Consider the following 20,171-nt stretch of genomic DNA (forward strand, 5'->3'; position numbering starts at 1 on the left):
TTAATGTAGAAGCAACAGCTTTTGCATCGATAAGAGCGGAAAATACCATGCTCATTGTATTTAAAAAATTGTTTGATTTCATTTTGTTCATCATATAAATCCGCTCCTTTTCGAATAATGGTTGCCCTGTTTCTGACTTAATTGTATGAAATATCGCAAGAAGTAACTATCGAATTAACTTACAGGGAAATTACACTTTTGTAAGAAAAATGAATGAAGGTGTAATGATGAGGAGGTTTGACATATGTTCATGGAATTTATTAATTTAAAAGTAGAGGTGAATGTATGGCTAATATTAAAGATATTGCAAAGATGGCGGGAGTTTCAGTTACGACTGTTTCGAGAGTATTGAATGATCATCCGTATGTAAGTGAAGAAAAAAGGAAAGCGGTTATAGAGATAGTTGAGAAGTTGAATTACTCACAAAACGCAAATGCTGTTCATTTATCAAAAGGAAAGACGAATATTGTTGGTGTAATTCTCCCTTACATTAATCACCCGAGCTTCGATGCAATGGTAGGGGGAATGATGGAGGGAGCGTTAACTCATAACTACAGGGTGCTACTTTGCCAAACAAACTATAATAAAAAAGAAGAAATGAAAAGTTTACATATGTTAAAAACGAAACAATTAGATGGCCTTATTATTTGTTCACGTGCAAATGATTGGGAAATGATAGAACCGTATGCTTCATACGGCACAATCATTGCTTGTGAAGACAATGATATTTCAAATATCTCAAGTGTATATACAAATCATTCGGCAGCTTTCCAGCTAGGAATGAATCACCTTATTGAAAAAGGTTATAAAAAAATTGGTTATTGCACGGGGAGAAAGCTAGGACCGAGTAGTCAAAAGCGTTTTGATGTGTATAAGCGTCAATTGCAATCTATAGATGAAGAAGTGAATGAAGAATGGATTTTCACAGAATGTTTTACGTTAGAAGATGGTGTGAGAGTGGCTCATAAATTAAAGGAGATGCAGCATCTTCCTGAAGCATTAATAGTAGCAGGAGATGAAGTTGCGATTGGGGTTATGACAGAAGCTGAAAAATTAGGTATTCAAGTTCCTGAGGATTTAGCGATTATTGGCTTTGATAATCAACCTATCTCGCGAGTGTTACAACTTACAACTATTGATCAAAATTTAAAGGAAATAGGTAAAAAAGCCTTTGAAATGTTTTATCGGCAAACAAATGCTGAAAGTTCTAAACAAGAAAAGGTGGAAATTCCATATGAACTTGTGGAGCGATCTACAGTGTAGTTTTAATCCGTTATGTGTATAAGTGCATAACGGATTACTTTTTTGAAATACCTTTGACAGGAAACGCGTTTCATACTTTATAAAGGGGTTAAACCGGTTTGTAACAATCCATGGATTCTTTTCAAAAATAGTATTTGGAGGGAAATGCATGAATGAACTTTTATTAAGTATAAAAAAGTTTCTAGGGAATGACGAAAATGTTTTAGCCTTTGTGGTGGGGGTTTTTGAGAAGGATCATTTCACGTTATGTTATCAACATGGGATTTTTGTTGCGACTACTGGACGTCTCCTGTTTTACGGAAAATTTCCATACTATCCTTCAACATTTAAAGAGTACTCATATTTGCATATAGATAGCATAGTTTTTCGCCCGTATTTCGAATTTATTTGTAATCATGAAACCATCCGAGCTAAGTATATTCAGAAGGGGAATGTAGAGCAATTTGTCCGTATAGTTAGAGCATATGTGAATAATTAATCACCCCTCTGTTTAAACATAATATCCTGGTCTTTATGAGGAAAAATGCTGAATAAAAACAACTTCTAAACCTCTAGGAGATAGTGATACAATGTCAAATGGGGGGAGGGTATGAACTATGGTTAATCAACGTATAAAGGAAATAACACTAATTACAATTGGTTCATTATTATTCGCAATTGGTATTAATTACTTTGCAATTCCAAACCGTCTATCAGAGGGTGGAATTATTGGTTTAACGGTTGTTACGTACTATTTATTTGATTGGTCGCCGGGGATTGTGAATTTTGCTATAAATGCAATTTTACTAGCTGTTGGTTATAAATTTTTTGATAAGAAAACGATGGTTTATACAATTTTAGGGATTGTAGAAACATCTTTGTTTTTATATGTTACGGAACATATTGAGTATCATGTAAATAGTGATACGTTATTAGCGGCACTATTTGCTGGTGTATTTGTCGGTATCGGATTAGGCTGTATGTTCAAAGCTGGAGGTACATCAGGGGGATCGGCAATTTTAGCACGGTTAGCAAATCAATATTTAGGTTGGAGCGTCGGTAAAGGTGTACTTATTATTGATATCGTTGTAATTGCTGGTTCCGTATTTATAATAGGGCAAGAAAAAGCGATGTACACACTTGTTGCAGTATTCATCGGAGCGAAAGTAATTGATTTCATTGTAGAAGGAATGGACACAAAAACGGCTGTTACAATTATTTCAAATCAACCAGAGTTAATACGTGAGGCTATTACGAAAAACATGACACGCGGCGTTACTGTATTAGAAGGGCGCGGCGGATATACTGGTAAAAATAAAGAAGTTTTATATGTTGTTATTAATAAACAAGAGCTTGTTAAGTTAAAGCAAGTTATTAGTCGAGTAGATGACGATGCTTTCGTCGTTATCCATGATGTACGTGATGTACTTGGTGGGGGCTTTAAAGCGAGCTAAAAGGTGAACGAGTAAATTCGTTCACCTTTTTTTAATTCTTACAAAAATGTAAGTGTAATGTAATGAGATTCAATAGTAGATTGTATTCCTTCTTTTTAAAATGGATGTATATATATCCTGCAGAGGAGGAATGTTTATTATGAAGAAAAAAATGATCACTACTATAATAGCGATGATAGTCATAGTAATAATGTTACTACCTACGAAACTTGGACCGGTTATCGATAAATATAATCCATTTTATAAGACGAAAGAATACTATACGGTTGTGAATACAATTGGTCAGCATATTGGCGATGAGTGGTATGAATATGAATTTATTGCATTTGACGAACGTGGAAGAGAACAAAAAATAAAGAAGACTGTTAAGCATATGTTAAAGAGAGATGAAACATTAAAAGTGTACGCAAAAGGACGCTACGGCGAGTCAATTGAAGAAATTGAAGCTGTAAATATTCCTATTAATGCAAAGAGTAAACTTTTAGCGATGAGATAGCGAATTATACCCCCACCTATTTTTTGTCGAAAATAAAAATACTAGGTAGGGGTATTTTGGTGTGTGCAAAAAAAGCCTTAGTCCATATGGACTAAGGCTTTTTTTAATATATAAAGGGGAAGGGGGTACATTGTAGTAGCATGAGTGAAAGGTATAAGAAGAGTAGCTACTAGCAATGTAATTTGGTTATGTGAGTGTTCTTCTTATTTGGCCTACTTGCTAACTTTATTGTACGAGATGTCAGTAAGAGAAACTATCGAATTACATTACACATAGCTTACAAACATGTAAGTCTTCTGTAATGTAATTCGATGGTTAAAAGATAGTGAATTTTATATAGTGTAATTAGAAAGTCTCACTGTATTACTTTCTGTTTGTAATATGAATGAAGAATGAAAAACCAACTACTTTTTAATAGCCTCATCTGTATGGAGATGAGGCCCTTTTTATAAACCTTACAACATTGTAAGGTTTACGTAAGTTAATTCGATAGTAAATTTGTCATATTTTTTGCATAATAAATACAAATAGATAAAAATAATTAGGGATATAGTAAGAAAGGAGAAGAATGGGATGCGTAAAGAAGAAGTAGTGAAGTTTCCAATTAAAGATTTCTGTAGCTACTTTACTGTTGCCGTAGTATGTATTGGGTTATTTGATATCATAACAAACTTAATTGTTAAATAATATAGATGACAAAACAAGAAGGGAGATCCTTTCTTGTTTTTTTTATGGGGGAATAAAGGTGAAGTGGATTGATAGTCATATACATGTTGATCAATATAAGGATGAAGAGAAAAGTAAATTACTTAAAGATGTGGAGCATAGTAAAGAGATAAAGGGGCTTATTGCAGTATCTATGAATTATCAATCATGTAAAGAAACTTTATCTTTAGCAAAACTATATCCTTTTGTACATCCAGCAATAGGTTTTCATCCGGAGCAACCGATTCATAAAGAAGAATGTGAGCAAATTTATAAATTAATTGAAGAGCATGTAGATGATATAGTTGCGATTGGTGAAGTTGGCTTACCGTATTATTTAAGAAAAGAAGATGAGCGCATTGCTATCAATTCGTATATATCAGTGTTACAACGGTTTGTTGAACTAGCTAGTAAATATGATTTACCAATTATATTGCATGCAGTGTATGAAGACGCTGATATTGTATGTGATTTACTGGAGAAATATAAAGTTTCACGTGCACACTTTCATTGGTTTAAAGGAAGTGAAACAACAATGAAACGGATGATAAGGAATGGGTATTACATTTCTATCACGCCAGATGTTTTACATAAGGATAAGATTAGAAAAATTGTTTCGTATTATCCTCTTGAATATATGATGGTAGAAACAGATGGACCGTGGGAATTTCAAGAGGGTGTTATGACACATCCGAGAATGATTCGAGAAGTATTAAAGGAAATTAGTGTTATAAAAAACGTAGCTGTTGATAAGGTTGCAGAAACGATATATGAAAATACGATTCAATTTTATTTGAAAGGATAGAATTGTTATTTTAGCCCTTCTTATTATAGAGAAATAGAAGTTGAATTTATTTATGAACATAATCAATGGGTTATTAATAATATGCCACGTTTTGGTTTAAGTTAAAAAAACCACCAAGCATTTTGCTTGGTGGTTTTGTATTAGGATTCTAATTTTTTCGCACGTCTTAATAATAAGAGAAAGACAATGACGAGGAAACCGAGTATAAGGAAGAATCCATATTGTTTTATATAATCTATTATGTCACTTGCGCTTGTTGGTTTTTCAACGTGAATGCCGTCTTTATTAGTAGTGATATGAATATCTTTCATTTTCACTTCATTCGTTTCTTTTTGTAAATCAATCCATTCTATATTTGGAATACTTTCTAGATCCTTTAGTACTTCTTTTAATGGTTTTACACCTAAGTAAGGATGATAGAATGCACCAATAACTCCATCGGATAATTTGGCAACAGATACAGCATTTGCTTTCATTTTAGCAATAGCGTGTGGTTTATCTTCTTCGATAAATCCAACTGTTTCAGGCATTAATTTCATGCCATGTAAAAATGATGGTGTACTTCTGTATGCCGGAGAGTGCATAGATTTCCAAGTTGTGTCACTTAACTGTAGTTGTCCTACATAAGTTGAAAAGTATCTTGATAATATTTCATATCCTTTTTGAGACATCGTGTAATGAGGTGCTTCAAATGCGACCGGATATAGTTTGGCATCTACAAGTTCTTGAATGCCTTTTTCAATATGATCAGTCGTATATTTTTCTTCAAATTCTTCCCCTTTTTTTACGTATGTATTATATGCCTCTATATTAGGGAAATCATCTTTTGTTTTTGGTTTTTCATGCTTCGGTTGACGAATTGGTTGGTCTGTTTTTACGTCCCAAAATTCAAAACCTTCACCAGTTTCACTATCATAAAATTGGTGAGTATAACCATGCATAATAATTGCTGCACCATCATCTTGCATAGAGCCTAAAAGATCGACTAGTTCGGGTTTATCTTTTAAATGTAGTGTTTTACCTGTTTCTGGATCCGTATATACAGGTATAACAGTGATCATGTATGGCATCTTTTTCTCTTTTAGTAATTCAGCAATTTCTTTTAATTGATTTATATCTGCGGCTGGATGAACGTCCTCCAGACGTAAATAAGCTTCCACTTTATTTGTCGTTGGTTTTTGTCCAAAGTAAGAAAATAGGCTTTCGCCAATATAATAAGATATCCAATCAAAGAGGTTAGAAGTTGCAATATAATAAGAATTATTTTGTTGCACAATTAATGGATAAGTAGTACTTCCTTTTAAAGCATTGGCAAGAATTTTTCCATTTGTATCAAGGTTTTTAATGGATCGTTCTTCTTCTAATGTATTCTTTAGTTTACGTGTTGGATATTCAATTGTATCAGAGTTTATATCTTCATTTTTTAGTGTGATAAATGAAAAACGATTGGATAATTGTTCTATATTTTGACCTAAAACTAGTAGTGGCCCTGAGAAACTTTCTAGAAATTCTTTTGTTTCAGTAGAAAGTTCTTCTTGTTTTTCACCTAAGTAAATAACATGTGTATATGAAGATTTATCAGTTATTTCAGCTAACTGTTTTATGTTTTTGATTGTTATGTTATTAGTAAAATGTCCTACTTGTGTATTAAGTATTTGGGTATCATTTGTAATTTGATCATCGTTCGAACTGTATAAAATAAGGACTTTTGGATTTTCGTTTTTTTGTGCGGAAATAGGGACAGGAATTAATAGTAGTAAACTGAATAAGAGTAGCAACCATTTTTTCATATTATTATTCTCCTAGTTTATATTTGGAATTCAGCTTACAATTATATACAAAAAATGCGTTTCAGTCTATGAAAGTTACATTTTTGCACGTATTTACCAGCTGTTTTTTCACAAAATCAGTCTAAAGCATGATGATAATATGTATAGTTATTTGCTATGATAAAAGAGTAAGAGAATGATAGAATGTGGGTAATTGTAAAGGGAAGAAGGCTGAAAGGGGACAAATTTCAGCGGAGAAAGAGGTAGAGGTAGTGAAGAAATTCTTTGTAGGATTTTTAGTTGTTCTTGGAGTGTACTTATACTTCCAAGGAAAGTCTGAAGGAATGGGGAAATTAGTAAATGAGACAAGCTATGTTGACTCAGAAGAAGCAAAACAGATGAAACAAATTATTATAGAGGAAGCAAAGAAAGTCAATCTTCCAGAATGGATACCTCTTACAATTGCCGAACATGAAAGTCGATTAAATCCAAGAAGTGTTGGAGATAACGGAACTTCATTCGGATTGTTTCAATTGCATCGCGGTGGTGGACTTGCACCGGATCATTTAACTGATGACGAGCTGAAAGATCCACGTACAAATGCGCAAATTGCAATGCCGCATTTAATGAAAGGATATAAGCGCGGGGTGCAAAAAGGTTTGACGGATTTTGCATTATTAAAATATATAGCAAATACATCTGGATGGCCAGGGAATTTAGGGCCAGAGTGGACGGATAATAATATGAAGTATAACATCGGATTAGAAGATGTGTACTATCGAAATAAAGGTGTAATTAAAGAGTAGGTTTTTGATACCTACTCTATTTTTTTGTGGATAATCGCGTCGTTTTGTTTTGTGAAATACGCTGCTAGTTGTATTTTTACGTCTTCTAGTTTGGTGGAAACTTGCGGTATTTTATATCCTACATATAACGGTGAAACGACAAATCTAGGAACAACTTTACAAATGATTTTTCCGTTTAAGTAATAGAAGAATAAGTTATAACTACTACATCCTTTATGGAAATCTGTCAGTATGTAACGTACAGTTTGCTGAATATAATTTGCTAGTTCATCTATGCATCCAATATCTTCAATGATGATATTAAATTCAGTAAAACCGATAATAGGACGATCTGAAATATTGAGTTCAATGTGCTCGTTTTTTTGAACAATTACGCCTTGGAAGTTGTCCTGTTCTACGTTATTGAGGTAGTCTACATATTTCATTCCAATAATCTGCATGTGCGCATGATGCAAACTTCCACCTGAGAATGGACCATGATTTTTGTATAAAATTACAGATGTGAATTCTTTATTTTTCTGTAAATCTAACCAATGTTTAATGGAGAAACGAATTAGCGATTTCATATGTTCTTCTGTATATGTCGCAATATGGTCTTCACAATTATCTGTTTCGATTAGCACCGTTTGAAATGTATCTTTTAATGTAGGAAATTTGTTTTTTAGCCAAATAATTGAGCCCTCAATTGCTAAAATATCCGTTAAATTTTCTCTGTCACAAAAAGGACATGCAGCGCTTCTATTCCGGATGCTTTCTGGTTTTTGTTTGCCAATATCGTTTAAAAAGTATAGTTGTTGTGTATCCATTTGTATATATGCCCCTTTAAAATATGTGTAAAAATCCCGCTTAATACATTCGGGATAAGGAGAAGAAAATCCTTTAAAGGGAATATAAAAAATAAAAGACAAGATATCCTCATTAAGATAGGGTACCTTGTCTTTTATTTTTTCTTTAATAATGTGTATGGATAATATAGATTGTTTTTATTATGCTTCTTTTCTCTATTTTTTATTGTGTATAAGGCAATTGCTGTACTTGCGATTACAAAAATGGCTTTCTTCATATTCACATACCCCTTTTTATTGTTGGTTTAATTCTTGGCTAACTGCTTTTGCATCAACTAGAGCGTGTAAAATCATTTTTACCATGTTCATCATATTCTTTCACTCCTTTTTATAGTTCATTTAGTTCTTTTACAACTGCTTGTCCGTTCACTAATACCTCAAAGATTGCTTTTACGATTTCTTTCATCATGATTGTTTCCTCCTTTTGTTGTCTCTCTTGTTTACATCTTTATTGTATAGGGAGGCATCTTTTCGTACTATCGCTTTCCATTACGTGAACATAACAGTTTTGTAAGATTTGATGTCACTTATTGAAATGTTTAGTCTATCTTCATTATTTTCAGAAAAATGACTATTCAAACATGAAATGGGAAAGTATAATAAAGAAGTAAGTATTAAATTCCGTACGAAAGAGGTGAATGAGATGAAACGTTCTTTAGCTGCACGTGCCAAATTTTTAGATTTTATCTATTTTTGTCGTGCGATTTTTCATGATGTAGTTGTTAACGGGATACGTCTGTCCTTTTTTAACAATTGCATAGTAGCTATAGAACGATAGAAATCTCTTCACCCATTTTTAATAAACGTGTGAAAAGGGAGCTATTTAGCTTCCTTTTTCTATGCCGAAAACCATGGGGAATGTTTCTTTCTCATGGTTTTTTATATTGAAAGGAGTACGGAAAATGACAATTTGTAGTGTAAATAATGTAACGAAATCTTTTGGTGGAAACATCATATTTGAAAATATATCGCTTGAAATAAAGAATGGTGAACGTGTTGGATTAGTTGGTCGTAACGGTAGTGGGAAGACAACAATCTTTCAGCTTTTAACTGGAATGGAAGGTTTGGATGCAGGGGCCATTCATATGAAGAAAGGTACACGTATTGGTCATGTGGCACAAATTTCGAAATTTGATGAGAGTATGACTGTATATGAAGTATTGAGTTCCGCTTTTAAAATAGAAAAGGAATTAGAAAGAGAAATGCGTACTTTAGAAAAACATATGGCGGAAGAACAGGAAACTTCTGTTTTACAAAAATTAATGGAGAGATACGGAATCATCCAAGAAAAGTTTGCGTTTCTTGGTGGTTATGAAATCGAAGCGAACATTATGAAGGTAGCAAATGGTTTACAGGTGACAGAACTATTCCCACGATCATTTGTGGAGATAAGTGGTGGGGAGCAAACAAAAGTAAGCCTTGCATACATGCTGTTGCAGAAACCAGATTTACTTTTATTAGATGAACCAACCAATCATTTAGATTTATTTGCAGTCGAATGGTTAGAGCAATTTTTAAAAGAATACAACGGAACAGTTATGGTTATTTCACATGATCGCTATTTCCTTGATGAAGTTGTAACGAAGATCTTTGATTTAGAAGATGGAGAGATTCACGTGTATCATACAAACTATTCTCGGTTTGTTGAAGAGAAGGAAGAAAGGTTGCTTCAGGAGTTTCAGGCTTATCAAGAACAGCAAAAGAAAATAAAGAAAATGAAAGAAGCAATTAAGCGACTGCGTGAATGGGCAAATCAGGCGAATCCTCCGAATGAAGGATTGCATAAGAGAGCGAGAAGTATGGAACGTGCACTGGAACGTATGGAAAAACTAAAGAAACCTATTTTAGAACGAAAACAAATGGGACTTCAGTTTGAAGGGCAAGAGAGAAGTGGAAAAGATGTTGTTGTAATGAAAGAAGTGAGTAAAGGGTTTGCGGAACATCTTTTATTTAACGAAGCAAACTTACATGTTCGTTTTCAAGAGCGTGCAGCTATCGTTGGTCGTAATGGTACAGGAAAGACAACGCTATTAAAGTTATTATTAGAAGAAATAGAACCAGACGCTGGAGAAATTCGAATTGGAAGTAGTGTGAAAATCGGTTATTTATCCCAGCATGCGTACGGAAATATGAAGAGTAATGTATTGGAGGCTTTCAGGGAATGTGTAGCTGTAACAGAGGGAGAAGCGAGACATATATTAGCTAAATTTTTATTTTATGGTCCAGCGGTGTTTAAGAAAGTAACGCAACTGAGCGGTGGAGAAAAAATGAGGTTAAGACTTGCACAACTTATGTATCAAGATATCAATTTTTTAATTTTAGATGAGCCGACAAATCATCTCGACATTGAATCAAGGGAAGTTTTAGAGGAAGCTCTTGAACAATATAATGGGACAATTTTAGCTGTTTCACATGATCGTTATTTTTTAAATAAGTTATTTGAAAAGACGTATTGGATTGATGAGCGTAAATTATTTGAGTTTGCAGGGAACTATGCATGGGCGCGTCAAAAGTGGGAGGAAAAGTTCGAGACGCAAGTGATAAAGCAGCAACGCCAAGGAAGAAAAAATATTGAAACAGTCCCTGTAAAAAAGAAAGAAGTTAGGAATATTGAGGAGATTGAAACCGAGTTAATGCATGTTGAAGAAGATATATATACGCTTGAGTGTAAGATGGAACAAGTAGTTGATGTTGAAATGCTTGAACAATTGTATGAAGAAAAAACGAAGAAAGAGTTGTTACGAGCGGAGTTATATAATGAGTTAGAGAATATTGTGGAGTGAAAACTAAAAAGCGAATCCCTTTCAGTTTTACTGAAGGGATTCGCTTTTTTATACTGCTGTTTTGCTTTAAGAGATAAATAAAAGTTGTGTTTCACGTGAAACAGCAAATTTAATAAATCTTTGTTTCGTAACTTGCATAGATTGTGAAACATAAATCGTATTAGGAGCTTTTTAGATCGGTTAATTATTTCCCGAGACATAAGTATGTGTAACGGCAAAGCATGATTGAAAACAAAAAACAGAGTTACAGCTTTACACGCTGAACTCTGTTTTCTTTTTGTGTCGTATCTTCCCTTGTTGAAATGATAATAGCGATCCCGAGCATCATAAAAAAAGCTAAAAAGAGGACGAACTTTGGGAAGAACGGGAATAGTAATAGCGCCCCGACTATCATAATTGTTAATAATACGTAGTGAAGGACGTATTGGAATAGGTTGTCCATGTTTTCGCCCCCTTTTTGGTAATTGGTTATTAGTATTCTATGTTTCATACGGAACGAATAGAAGTGAATTTTTAATTTTTTAATACGAAATAAAAAAGAACGGTTGACATGTTTAAAGGAAAGGAATAATCTTGAAATTAATTCATACTATTTTTATAGGAATAATGAATATAGTTGCAGGAAGGAGTCCTATGTTCCTACATCGTTAAAAATTAGGAAGGTAAAGGTGATAGTGCAATGAAAAATGTTTTTAAAGGAGCAATTGCTACATTTTTGAGTGTATCAGTATTACTAGCCGGATGTGGTCAAGAGGAAGCGAGTACAAACGAGGCCAGGAACGTCCCGAAAGTAAAAGATGAATTTATTCAGGCAAGCGACAAAGCAAAAAGTCCCGTAAAAGCAAAAGAAAGAAAAGATACTTTTGTAGTTGGAATGCCGAGTCCTGGAGGGATATTCCTTCCGCACTTTATGGAGAATGGATGGGATGGTAATATAACGCAAGCTATCTTTGCACCTCTTGTTGGACTCGATAAGGAAGGAAAACCAATTCCAATTTTAGCGAAGAAGTGGGATATTTCGGAGGATCAGCTTACATACACGTTCTATTTGAAAGATGGTTTAAAGTTTAGTGATGGATCACCACTAACTGCAGATGACGTAGCATTTACATTAACGCTATTACACGATCCAACTTATAGTGGAGCGACTGATATAAGTCAAACAGCAATAAAGGGTGGGCAAGCGTATAAAGAAGGAAAGGCAACCTTTATTGAGGGAATTCAAGTCATTGATCCGAAAACAATTACGATTACGACTGAAAAGGTAAATGCTCAAACACTATCATTAATCGGTGGAGAAGTTATATCTAAAGCTTATTACGGGAAAGAGTATAAACAAGGGCACCTAGAGTATTTAAAAGAGTTGTATGGAAAACCGATGGGAGCAGGAGCTTATAAGTTAGATAAATATATTCCTGGTCAAGAGGTTCGATTTGTAGCTAATGAAAATTATTTTGAAGGAAAACCGAAGATTGAGCACTTTATTTATAAAATTTCAAAAGGTGATACAAAGCTACAACAATTTCAAGCCGGGGAAGTAGATTATGATGGTTTTACGACAAACACGGAGATGATTGAACAGTTAAAGGATTTAGGTTTTGCCAATATTAATGTATATACAGGAAGCTCTTATGGTTACATTAAAATGAATTATAAGAAACCATACTTTAAAGATAAGCGTGTCCGCCAAGCATTTATTTACGGATTAGAGCGTCAAAAAGTTATTGATACGTATTTCCAAGGTTATGCTTCACTCGTTAATGTACCGATTACGCCAGTTTCTTGGGCGTATACAGAAGAAGGGATTAATAAATATGAGTATAACTTAGAGAAAGCAAAGAAATTATTGGATGAGGCTGGATGGAAAGCTGGTTCAGATGGAATTCGCGAAAAAGATGGCCAAAAATTGAAGGTAAGTTATTTTGCTTCTTCTGCAAGTAAAATAAATGATGTAATGATCCCGGTGATGAAAGAGAATTATAAAAAGCTTGGTGTAGAGTTTAACCCAGAATATATGGACTTTAATACGATGATTTCAAAAGTGATAAAAGGTGATTATGATTTAGCGATGGTATCTACGCCAATGATTGATGATCCGAGTGGAACAATTGAGGAGTTTGTTTCGACAAGTAAACGAAACTATGATGGGTACCATAATCCGAAAGTAGATGAATTAGCGAAGCAGGCACTAGAAACATTAGATATTGAAAAACGAAAAGAAATTTATAAAAAGTTGTACCAGGAGTTGAGTGAAGATCCGCCTGTAATCTTCTTAAATAATAGTAAAGTTGTGTCTGCACATCATGCACGCATTCAAGGGTTACAAGAAGATAACTATAACGGTATTTTGTTAAGTTTACCTAAATTAAAGATAGAATAATAATTTTTGAAAAATTTTAAAAATATTTATTTAGAAAGAATTGACAAAATATAACGGAAGATATAAGCTAATAACCATAAAGTCTACCGGAAAGGTCGGAATAGGATTGTTACCCCTCAAAAACATCTATTTTTTTACGATTAAAACCGACTTTTCCGATTGGCTATAAATGTTGCTGTGGGAGGCATACATAAGGTAATAAGTTCAAAGGGTATCACTATTAAAAAGTTAGGGTGGGGACAATGAAGAAAAAGACAAAAAAATGGGCTGGTGTATTTTCGGTATTACTGAGTAGTTCGCTTGTGTTATCTGCTTGTGGGGGACAGGAAGATACTGCTTCTACAGAACCGGTTAAACAGCAGGATTTAAAAAATATAAAAGTTGAAAAAATTGCGGCTACAGATAAGACGAAAGTACCTGATAAGGCGAAAAATAGAAAAGATACGTTTATTTCTGGTATCTCAAAGCCGGGGGGAGTTTTCCTACCTTACTTTCAAGAGAACGGTTGGGATGGCAATGTGACATCGGTTATTTTCGCCTCTCTTGTTACAACAGATAAACAAGGGAAACCTATACCAGATCTTGCCGAGAAATGGGATGTCTCTTCAGACCAATTAACATATACATTTCATTTACGCAAAGACTTGAAATTTAGTGATGGATCGCCATTAACTGCTGACGATGTAGCATTTACATTATCACTTCTACATGATAAAGCTTATGAAGGTGGCGATGATATTTCACAATATGCAATTAAAGGTGGTAAGGAATATAAAGAAGGAAAAGCGACGTCTATTGAAGGGATTCAAGTTGTTGATCCACAAACAATTAAAGTTACGACTGAAAAAGTTAACTCACAAGCGCTAATTGCTTTAGGTGGTCCAGTATTATCAAAAGCTTATTATGGAAAAGAATATAAGCAAAATACTAGTTTAGATTATTTAAAAGAGTTATATGGGAAACCGATAGCTGCGGGACCATATAAGTTTGAAAAATATATTCCAGGACAGGAAGTTCGTTTTACAGCAAATGAAAATTATTATGCAGGTAAACCAAAAATTCAAAACTTTATTTATAAGATTACTTCACCAGATACAAAATTCCAATTATTCCAAACAGGTGAGATAGATTATACAGGAGTAGGTTACGGGGATGAAATTTTAGAACAAGTGAAGAGTTTGCAGTTTGCAAATGTTGAAATAGAGACGGCTTCTTCATTTAGTTATATAAGAATGAATAGTAAAAAACCGTATTTAAAAGATAAGAAAGTTCGTCAAGCTCTTATTTATGGTTTGGATCGTAAAAAATATGTAGATACAGCTTTCAAAGGATACGGTACAGTAGCTAATGTTCCAATTCATCCAACATCTTGGGCTTATACAGAAGAGGGGATTAATAAGTACGAATATAACTTAGATAAGGCGAAGAAATTATTAGATGAAGCTGGATGGAAAGCTGGTTCAGACGGAATTCGTGAAAAAGATGGTCAAAAGCTTAAATTAACGTATTATGGTGCAAGTTCAGCAAAAGACGGTGATTTGTTTATTCCGATAGCAAAAGAGAACTATAAAGAATTAGGTGTTGAGTTCAATCCTGAATTTATGGATTTCAATACGATGCTGTCAAAAGTGAAAAAAGGCGATTATGATTTAGCTTCAGTTGCAACACCAATTACAACAGATCCAAGTGAAACTGTAAGTGGTTACTCCTCAGAAGGTGATGATAATACCTTAGGTTATAAAAATGAAAAAGTAGATGCATTAATTAAAAAAGGAATTGAAACTGTAGATATTGAGAAACGTAAACCAATTTACAAAGAACTGTACAAAGAACTAAGCGATGATCCGCCAGTAATTTTATTGAATTATCGCAGAGTCATCACAGCTTACAATGGAAACATTAAAGGGATTGATCCTGAGAAGTATGACAGTATTAGTTCGAACTCACCAGTATTATCTATTGAGAAATAACGAGAAGAATGTATAAGTAGAAGACATTTTTTCATTCGGCTAGTAATATGCTGATTCGAAAAAATGTTCTTCTATTTTAAGCATAAGATTGGAGAGAAAAAGGGTGAAAACGTATATCGTTCGTAGGTTGTTACAAATGATTCCTACACTTTTGGGAACGTCAGTTGTTATTTTCTTCCTGTTCGCACTTCTTCCAGGGGATTATATTGATTCGAATCCTAAGATTACACCGCAAAGGGCGGAAGAGCTTCGGGAATTGTACGGATTAAATAAGCCAATTGTTGAACGCTATTTTCACTGGCTAGGTAATGCGTTACAAGGAGACTTTGGTTTTTCGCTTCAATATCAAGAACCTGTAACATCACTATTAAATAAATTTATTTGGAACTCTTTTATTGTAGCAATTGTTGCATTGTTTTTTATTTGGCTAATCGCACTTATTATCGGTGTATTTTCAGCGACGAAGCAACATTCTTTATTCGATAAGCTTGTAACAATTGGTATCTTTGCAGCAATGTCATTTCCTTCATTTTTTATAGGTCTGTTTCTAATTAAGGTGTTCGCAGTAGATCTTAATTTATTGCCAATAGGTGGAATGATTGATGTTGGTAGTAATTCAACTGGATTCGCTTATGTGATAGAAGTTGCAAAGCATATGGTTTTACCGGTATTTATTTTGACTCTTCTTGGTGTGGGCTCATTAACTCGCTACTTTAGAACGAGTATGTTAGAGGTTGTAAGACAAGATTACATACGAACGGCACGAGCAAAAGGGTTAAAAGAGAAGACTGTTATTTATAAACATGCATTAAAAAACGCCATTTTACCGGCTATTACATTGCTTGCGTTTGAGTTACCTGGATTGTTTTCTGGAGCGATTATTATTGAACAAATTTTTAACTGGCCAGGGATTGGCGGTATTCAATTGGAAGCACTAAATTTCCGTGATTATACAGTATTGATGGCATTTACGATGTTTCTTTCTTGTTTAACAATCGTTTCAAACTTTTTCGCAGATATCGTATATGCAGTTGTTGATCCGCGAATTCGGTTGAAGTAAGGGGGGAATGAGATGGAAACTGTTACAGTAATTAAAGAGAAGAAAGAAAAAAATAGAAGAAAAAATGAATCATCGCCATGGCGACAAGCTCTTAAAAAGATAAAAAGAAATAAGATGGCGCTCGTAGGATTGTATGCATTAATTTTTATGTTTATATTTTGTTTTATCGGTCCGTTCTTTTCGCCGTATGCATCAGGAAAAATACAAGTTACGTTAATTAACAAACCACCTAGTTTTTCTCATTGGCTCGGTACAGATCAATTGGGAAGAGATATTTTAACGAGGCTTATGCAAGCGGGACGAATCTCATTAACGATTGGCCTAGCTTCTATGGTTTTATCAGTGATATTAGGAGCTGTATTAGGGGCTATTGCAGGATTTTATCGCGGCATCGTTGATAATATTATTATGCGTCTTGCCGATATTTTAATGTCGATGCCAGGATTACCATTACTTATTATAATGGGAGCGATTTTATCAGAGTGGAAAGTACCATCTGATTATCGTCTATATGTCATTATGATTATTTTAAGTTTAGTAGGTTGGCCGGGGCTTGCGCGTCTTGTAAGAGGTCAAATTTTATCACTTAGAGAGCAAGCGTTTATGCAAGCTGCTGATGTGTTAGGGATAAAAGATTACCGGAAAATTATCTATCACTTAATTCCTAATGTTTTACCAATATTAATTGTTGTATCCACATTAGGCGTTGCAGGTTCTATTTTAGGAGAGTCCGCACTAAGCTACTTAGGTCTCGGCGTTGTCCCACCTACACCATCATGGGGGAATATGATTAGCGCAGCGAACTCATTAATTGATTTTCAAAAGCGCCCATGGTTATGGATTCCGCCTGGTTTTGCAATCTTTATAACAGTTGTATCCATTAATTTACTTGGTGATGCACTTCGTGATGCGTTAGATCCAAAGATGAGACGGTAGGTGAGGGAATATGAGTAAAGCAGTAGTAGAGCTGAAAGATTTACAAACACACTTTCAGACAGAAGAAGGAACAGTAAAAGCTGTGAATCATGTTAGTTTTTCTGTTCGAGAAGGTGAAACTGTTTGTGTTGTAGGTGAATCTGGTTGCGGGAAAAGTGTAACGGCTTTATCTATTATGGGACTTATTGCTGAATCAGGTAGTGTAGTAGGCGGAGACATTTTATATGAAGGAAAAAGTCTTTTAGGAATGAAAGAAAAAGAGCTTCGTAGTTTACGAGGGAATGATATTGCGATGATTTTCCAAGAACCGATGACATCGCTAAATCCAGTCTTTACTGTAGGGGAACAAATTGTAGAGACGTTAAGGGAGCATGAACTGCTTAGTAAAAATGAAGCATATAAGAAGGCGATTGAGTTAATTCGTAAAGTCGGCATAGCTCGTGCGGATGAAATCGTCCATTCTTATCCACACGAACTGAGCGGTGGTATGTTACAACGAATTATGATTGCTGTTGCACTTAGTTGTAATCCTAAGTTATTAATTGCGGATGAACCAACAACGGCTCTTGATGTTACGATTCAAGCTCAAATATTAGATTTATTAAGACAAGTAAAAGAGGAATTTAAAACATCCATTTTATTAATTACACATGATTTAGGCGTTGTAGCAGAAATGGCGGATTACGTTGTCGTTATGTATGGCGGGAAAGTTATTGAAGAAGCACCAGTACTAGAAATATTCCAAAATCCGAAACACCCGTATACGAAAGGTTTGTTAAAATCAAAACCAGTGATGGGAAAACGAATAGATAAACTATATTCTATTCCAGGGCAAGTTCCTAATTTAGTTGGTTTGGATGAGTTTTGCTACTTTAGCGGCCGTTGTGAGCATTGTATGGAAATATGTAAAGAAGAAGCGCCAAGTTTGAATGTACATGATGAGAATCATAAAGTTGCTTGCTGGTTATATGAGGAGCGTGCGAAACAATGAGTGAACCATTATTAGAAGTAAAAAACTTAAAAACATATTTTCCAATTAAAGGCGGCATATTTAGTAGAACGGTTGGACATGTAAAAGCAGTTGATGGAGTAAGTTTTACTATTAATAAAGGTGAAGTATTCGGCCTCGTTGGTGAATCGGGAAGCGGAAAAACGACGATAGGAAAAACAATTTTACGTCTCGTCCAAAAAACGGAAGGGGAAGTGAAGTTTAAAGGGCAAGATGTTCACTCTTTATCTAAGGAAGAATTGAGAAAACATCGTCCTAATATGCAACTTGTCTTCCAAGATCCATTTAGCTCATTAAATCCGAGAATGAGAATTGGGGAAGCGCTTGGTGAACCGATGTTAGCTCACGGATTAGCGACGAAAGAAAATGTTCGTGAAAAAGTGACAGAAGTATTAGAGTTATGTGGCTTAGCCCCATATCATATTGATCGGTACCCTCATGAATTTTCGGGTGGACAACGCCAACGTATCGTTATTGCAAGAGCTATGGTATTAAACCCAGAATTTATTGTAGCTGACGAACCTGTGGCAGCATTAGATGTATCTATTCAAGCACAGATCATTAATTTATTTAGTGAGCTACAGGAGAAAAAGGGATTATCTTATTTGTTCATTTCACATGATTTAAGCGTAGTAGAGCACTTATGTACGAAGATTGGAATTATGTATTTAGGAACGATTGTGGAAACAGCGCCGCGTGATGAGTTATTTACGAATCCACTTCATCCGTATACGAAAGCATTGTTATCCGCTGTTCCAATACCAGATCCAACAGTGAAGCGAGAGAGAATCATACTAGAGGGTGACATTCCAAGTCCAGCGAATCCACCTTCGGGGTGTCGTTTTCATACACGTTGCCCGTTTGCAACAGATATTTGTAAACAAACGGTACCTGAATTTCGTAATGTTGGTGAGGAGCATTTTGTTGCTTGTCATCATGTATAAAAGAGAAGGACTCTTTCAAATAGAAAGAGTCCCTTTTTTATTTACTAGATGAAGTTTGTTTCAATACAAATTGTTCGATTGCATGAGCAACACCATGTTCATTGTTTGTTAATGTTACAACGTCACATAGTTTTTTTACATCTTCTTCAGCGTTTCCCATTGCAACTGATAAACCAGCTGCTTCTAACATGGGTACATCGTTAAAATTGTCACCGATAGCAACTGTATCTTCAATTGGTATATTAAAATGGGCTGCCATTTGTTTCAGTCCATTTCCTTTATGTCCATTCTTGTCCATAATTTCTAAATTAGTAGGAGCAGATGCTGTAACCATAATATCAGTATCTTCTTGTAACATACTTAATAGCTGTGCGCGATGCACTGCGTTAAATGTCAAAATAAAGAATTTAGATATTTCTAATTCTGGATTATTTACAACATCTTCTATTTTTTGGAAATCAGTAATTAAGTTTGATTTCTTTTGTTTTTCTGTAATTCTTTCAAGTTCCTCAAGCGTAACATCTAGTGCATGCTTGTTTTCTTCGAACGCTTGCATAACTTGATCTTGCCATGTATATGGAGAATAAACTCCTTTATTTGTATATAGCTTATAAGGAAAGCCTTCAGATTCTAGTAATTTTGCAAGTTTGTACACTTTGTCGTTTTGTATACAACGCGAGTTAATTACTTCTCCATCCACATAAACAATTGCCCCATTGCTTGCTCCAACTGGAAGAGATAGTTTATACTCTTCCAATAATTTCAAAGCATCCTCTTTTGCACGGCCAGAACAAATCATGACAATATGACCAGCCTCTTTTGCAGTTTGGATAGCTTGTAAGTTCTCTTTGGAGATTTCAAGATTAGATGATAGTAGTGTACCATCCATATCTAATGCGATTAATTTCAAAATGACCACCTCTTTGTTCTTATTATACATAGTTATATAAAGGAAACATATAAACTT

Annotated in this window: 19 protein-coding genes; 14 read left to right on the forward strand and 5 right to left on the reverse strand. The window is 34.5% G+C overall.

The window, feature by feature from the left end; translation table 11 throughout:
- Positions 1-285 precede the first annotated feature (285 nt).
- The 5 genes from EGX95_RS27515 to EGX95_RS27535 all read left to right on the forward strand — a co-directional run bounded on the left by EGX95_RS27515 (position 286) and on the right by EGX95_RS27535 (position 4,702).
- On the forward strand, positions 286-1,263 hold the full coding sequence (locus tag EGX95_RS27515; RefSeq protein WP_063246620.1) for a LacI family DNA-binding transcriptional regulator: 978 nt from the start codon (positions 286-288) through the stop codon (positions 1,261-1,263).
- A 148-nt stretch (positions 1,264-1,411) separates the two neighbouring features.
- Positions 1,412-1,741 (forward strand): PH domain-containing protein, encoded by a 330-nt coding sequence (locus EGX95_RS27520; RefSeq protein ID WP_001004211.1) that lies wholly within the window; start codon positions 1,412-1,414, stop codon positions 1,739-1,741.
- A gap of 118 nt (positions 1,742-1,859) precedes the next feature.
- Entirely contained in the window at positions 1,860-2,696 is an 837-nt protein-coding gene (locus tag EGX95_RS27525; protein WP_000248047.1) for a YitT family protein, read from the forward strand.
- 139 nt (positions 2,697-2,835) lie between these two features.
- Entirely contained in the window at positions 2,836-3,192 is a 357-nt protein-coding gene (locus EGX95_RS27530; RefSeq protein ID WP_000728419.1) for a YxeA family protein, read from the forward strand.
- A gap of 745 nt (positions 3,193-3,937) precedes the next feature.
- Positions 3,938-4,702: a TatD family hydrolase gene (locus tag EGX95_RS27535; RefSeq protein ID WP_000871071.1), complete on the forward strand. Its 765-nt coding sequence runs from the start codon at positions 3,938-3,940 to the stop codon at positions 4,700-4,702.
- Positions 4,703-4,842: 140 nt separating this feature from the next.
- Here EGX95_RS27535 and EGX95_RS27540 read toward each other — a convergent pair whose 3' ends face one another.
- Positions 4,843-6,492, reverse strand: a complete 1,650-nt coding sequence (locus EGX95_RS27540; protein ID WP_000759015.1) for a DUF2334 domain-containing protein — start codon at positions 6,490-6,492, stop codon at positions 4,843-4,845.
- A gap of 251 nt (positions 6,493-6,743) precedes the next feature.
- On the opposite strand from EGX95_RS27540, the gene EGX95_RS27545 reads away from it, so the two are divergent.
- Positions 6,744-7,277, forward strand: a complete 534-nt coding sequence (locus EGX95_RS27545; protein ID WP_000713259.1) for a transglycosylase SLT domain-containing protein — start codon at positions 6,744-6,746, stop codon at positions 7,275-7,277.
- Between the two features lie 11 nt (positions 7,278-7,288).
- On the opposite strand, the gene EGX95_RS27550 is transcribed toward EGX95_RS27545, so the two are convergent.
- Both EGX95_RS27550 and EGX95_RS27555 read right to left on the reverse strand, forming a co-directional pair.
- The gene (locus EGX95_RS27550; RefSeq protein ID WP_002081673.1) at positions 7,289-8,185 is read right to left on the reverse strand and encodes a DUF4931 domain-containing protein; all 897 of its coding nucleotides are present in this window, start codon (positions 8,183-8,185) and stop codon (positions 7,289-7,291) included.
- A 32-nt stretch (positions 8,186-8,217) separates the two neighbouring features.
- On the reverse strand, positions 8,218-8,346 hold the full coding sequence (locus EGX95_RS27555; RefSeq protein WP_002026849.1) for a hypothetical protein: 129 nt from the start codon (positions 8,344-8,346) through the stop codon (positions 8,218-8,220).
- Positions 8,347-8,765: 419 nt separating this feature from the next.
- Between EGX95_RS27555 and EGX95_RS30015 the strand changes: the two genes are divergently transcribed.
- Both EGX95_RS30015 and abc-f read left to right on the forward strand, forming a co-directional pair.
- Positions 8,766-8,900: an RAxF-45 family protein gene (locus tag EGX95_RS30015; RefSeq protein ID WP_000830642.1), complete on the forward strand. Its 135-nt coding sequence runs from the start codon at positions 8,766-8,768 to the stop codon at positions 8,898-8,900.
- 124 nt (positions 8,901-9,024) lie between these two features.
- Positions 9,025-10,905 carry a ribosomal protection-like ABC-F family protein gene (abc-f, locus tag EGX95_RS27560; protein WP_000150893.1) on the forward strand — a complete coding sequence of 627 codons (1,881 nt, stop codon included), beginning with the start codon at positions 9,025-9,027 and terminating at the stop codon, positions 10,903-10,905.
- Positions 10,906-11,149: 244 nt separating this feature from the next.
- Here abc-f and EGX95_RS27565 read toward each other — a convergent pair whose 3' ends face one another.
- Positions 11,150-11,347: a hypothetical protein gene (locus EGX95_RS27565; protein ID WP_000369262.1), complete on the reverse strand. Its 198-nt coding sequence runs from the start codon at positions 11,345-11,347 to the stop codon at positions 11,150-11,152.
- A gap of 237 nt (positions 11,348-11,584) precedes the next feature.
- On the opposite strand from EGX95_RS27565, the gene EGX95_RS27570 reads away from it, so the two are divergent.
- The 6 genes from EGX95_RS27570 (at position 11,585) to EGX95_RS27595 (ending at position 19,204) form a co-directional block, all read left to right on the forward strand.
- Positions 11,585-13,285: an ABC transporter substrate-binding protein gene (locus tag EGX95_RS27570; RefSeq protein ID WP_000799896.1), complete on the forward strand. Its 1,701-nt coding sequence runs from the start codon at positions 11,585-11,587 to the stop codon at positions 13,283-13,285.
- Between the two features lie 242 nt (positions 13,286-13,527).
- Positions 13,528-15,255: an ABC transporter substrate-binding protein gene (locus EGX95_RS27575; protein ID WP_000730684.1), complete on the forward strand. Its 1,728-nt coding sequence runs from the start codon at positions 13,528-13,530 to the stop codon at positions 15,253-15,255.
- A 103-nt stretch (positions 15,256-15,358) separates the two neighbouring features.
- Positions 15,359-16,315 (forward strand): ABC transporter permease, encoded by a 957-nt coding sequence (locus EGX95_RS27580; protein ID WP_000860750.1) that lies wholly within the window; start codon positions 15,359-15,361, stop codon positions 16,313-16,315.
- A 12-nt stretch (positions 16,316-16,327) separates the two neighbouring features.
- Entirely contained in the window at positions 16,328-17,251 is a 924-nt protein-coding gene (gene opp4C / locus EGX95_RS27585; protein ID WP_000451073.1) for an oligopeptide ABC transporter permease, read from the forward strand.
- A 10-nt stretch (positions 17,252-17,261) separates the two neighbouring features.
- Positions 17,262-18,242, forward strand: coding sequence for an ABC transporter ATP-binding protein (locus EGX95_RS27590; RefSeq protein WP_000030788.1), 981 nt, complete (start codon positions 17,262-17,264; stop codon positions 18,240-18,242).
- Positions 18,239-19,204, forward strand: a complete 966-nt coding sequence (locus EGX95_RS27595) for an ABC transporter ATP-binding protein (RefSeq protein ID WP_001294512.1) — start codon at positions 18,239-18,241, stop codon at positions 19,202-19,204. The genes EGX95_RS27590 and EGX95_RS27595 overlap by 4 nt, the downstream gene beginning before the upstream one ends.
- A 37-nt stretch (positions 19,205-19,241) precedes the next feature.
- Here EGX95_RS27595 and EGX95_RS27600 read toward each other — a convergent pair whose 3' ends face one another.
- Positions 19,242-20,114 (reverse strand): Cof-type HAD-IIB family hydrolase, encoded by an 873-nt coding sequence (locus tag EGX95_RS27600; protein WP_000766405.1) that lies wholly within the window; start codon positions 20,112-20,114, stop codon positions 19,242-19,244.
- Positions 20,115-20,171: the final 57 nt, after the last annotated feature.

The sequence above is a fragment of the Bacillus sp. FDAARGOS_527 genome (genome assembly GCF_003812125.1).
GTDB lineage: Bacteria > Bacillota > Bacilli > Bacillales > Bacillaceae_G > Bacillus_A > Bacillus_A paranthracis.

Coding starts and splice junctions, on each gene's coding strand:
- EGX95_RS27515 (WP_063246620.1), top strand. CDS start 286: ATGGCTAATATTAAAGATATTGCAAAGATGGCGGGAGTTTCAGTTACG.
- EGX95_RS27520 (WP_001004211.1), top strand. CDS start 1,412: ATGAATGAACTTTTATTAAGTATAAAAAAGTTTCTAGGGAATGACGAA.
- EGX95_RS27525 (WP_000248047.1), top strand. CDS start 1,860: ATGGTTAATCAACGTATAAAGGAAATAACACTAATTACAATTGGTTCA.
- EGX95_RS27530 (WP_000728419.1), top strand. CDS start 2,836: ATGAAGAAAAAAATGATCACTACTATAATAGCGATGATAGTCATAGTA.
- EGX95_RS27540 (WP_000759015.1), bottom strand. CDS start 6,492: ATGAAAAAATGGTTGCTACTCTTATTCAGTTTACTACTATTAATTCCT.
- EGX95_RS30015 (WP_000830642.1), top strand. CDS start 8,766: ATGAAACGTTCTTTAGCTGCACGTGCCAAATTTTTAGATTTTATCTAT.
- abc-f (WP_000150893.1), top strand. CDS start 9,025: ATGACAATTTGTAGTGTAAATAATGTAACGAAATCTTTTGGTGGAAAC.
- EGX95_RS27565 (WP_000369262.1), bottom strand. CDS start 11,347: ATGGACAACCTATTCCAATACGTCCTTCACTACGTATTATTAACAATT.
- EGX95_RS27570 (WP_000799896.1), top strand. CDS start 11,585: ATGAAAAATGTTTTTAAAGGAGCAATTGCTACATTTTTGAGTGTATCA.
- EGX95_RS27575 (WP_000730684.1), top strand. CDS start 13,528: ATGAAGAAAAAGACAAAAAAATGGGCTGGTGTATTTTCGGTATTACTG.
- opp4C (WP_000451073.1), top strand. CDS start 16,328: ATGGAAACTGTTACAGTAATTAAAGAGAAGAAAGAAAAAAATAGAAGA.
- EGX95_RS27590 (WP_000030788.1), top strand. CDS start 17,262: ATGAGTAAAGCAGTAGTAGAGCTGAAAGATTTACAAACACACTTTCAG.
- EGX95_RS27595 (WP_001294512.1), top strand. CDS start 18,239: ATGAGTGAACCATTATTAGAAGTAAAAAACTTAAAAACATATTTTCCA.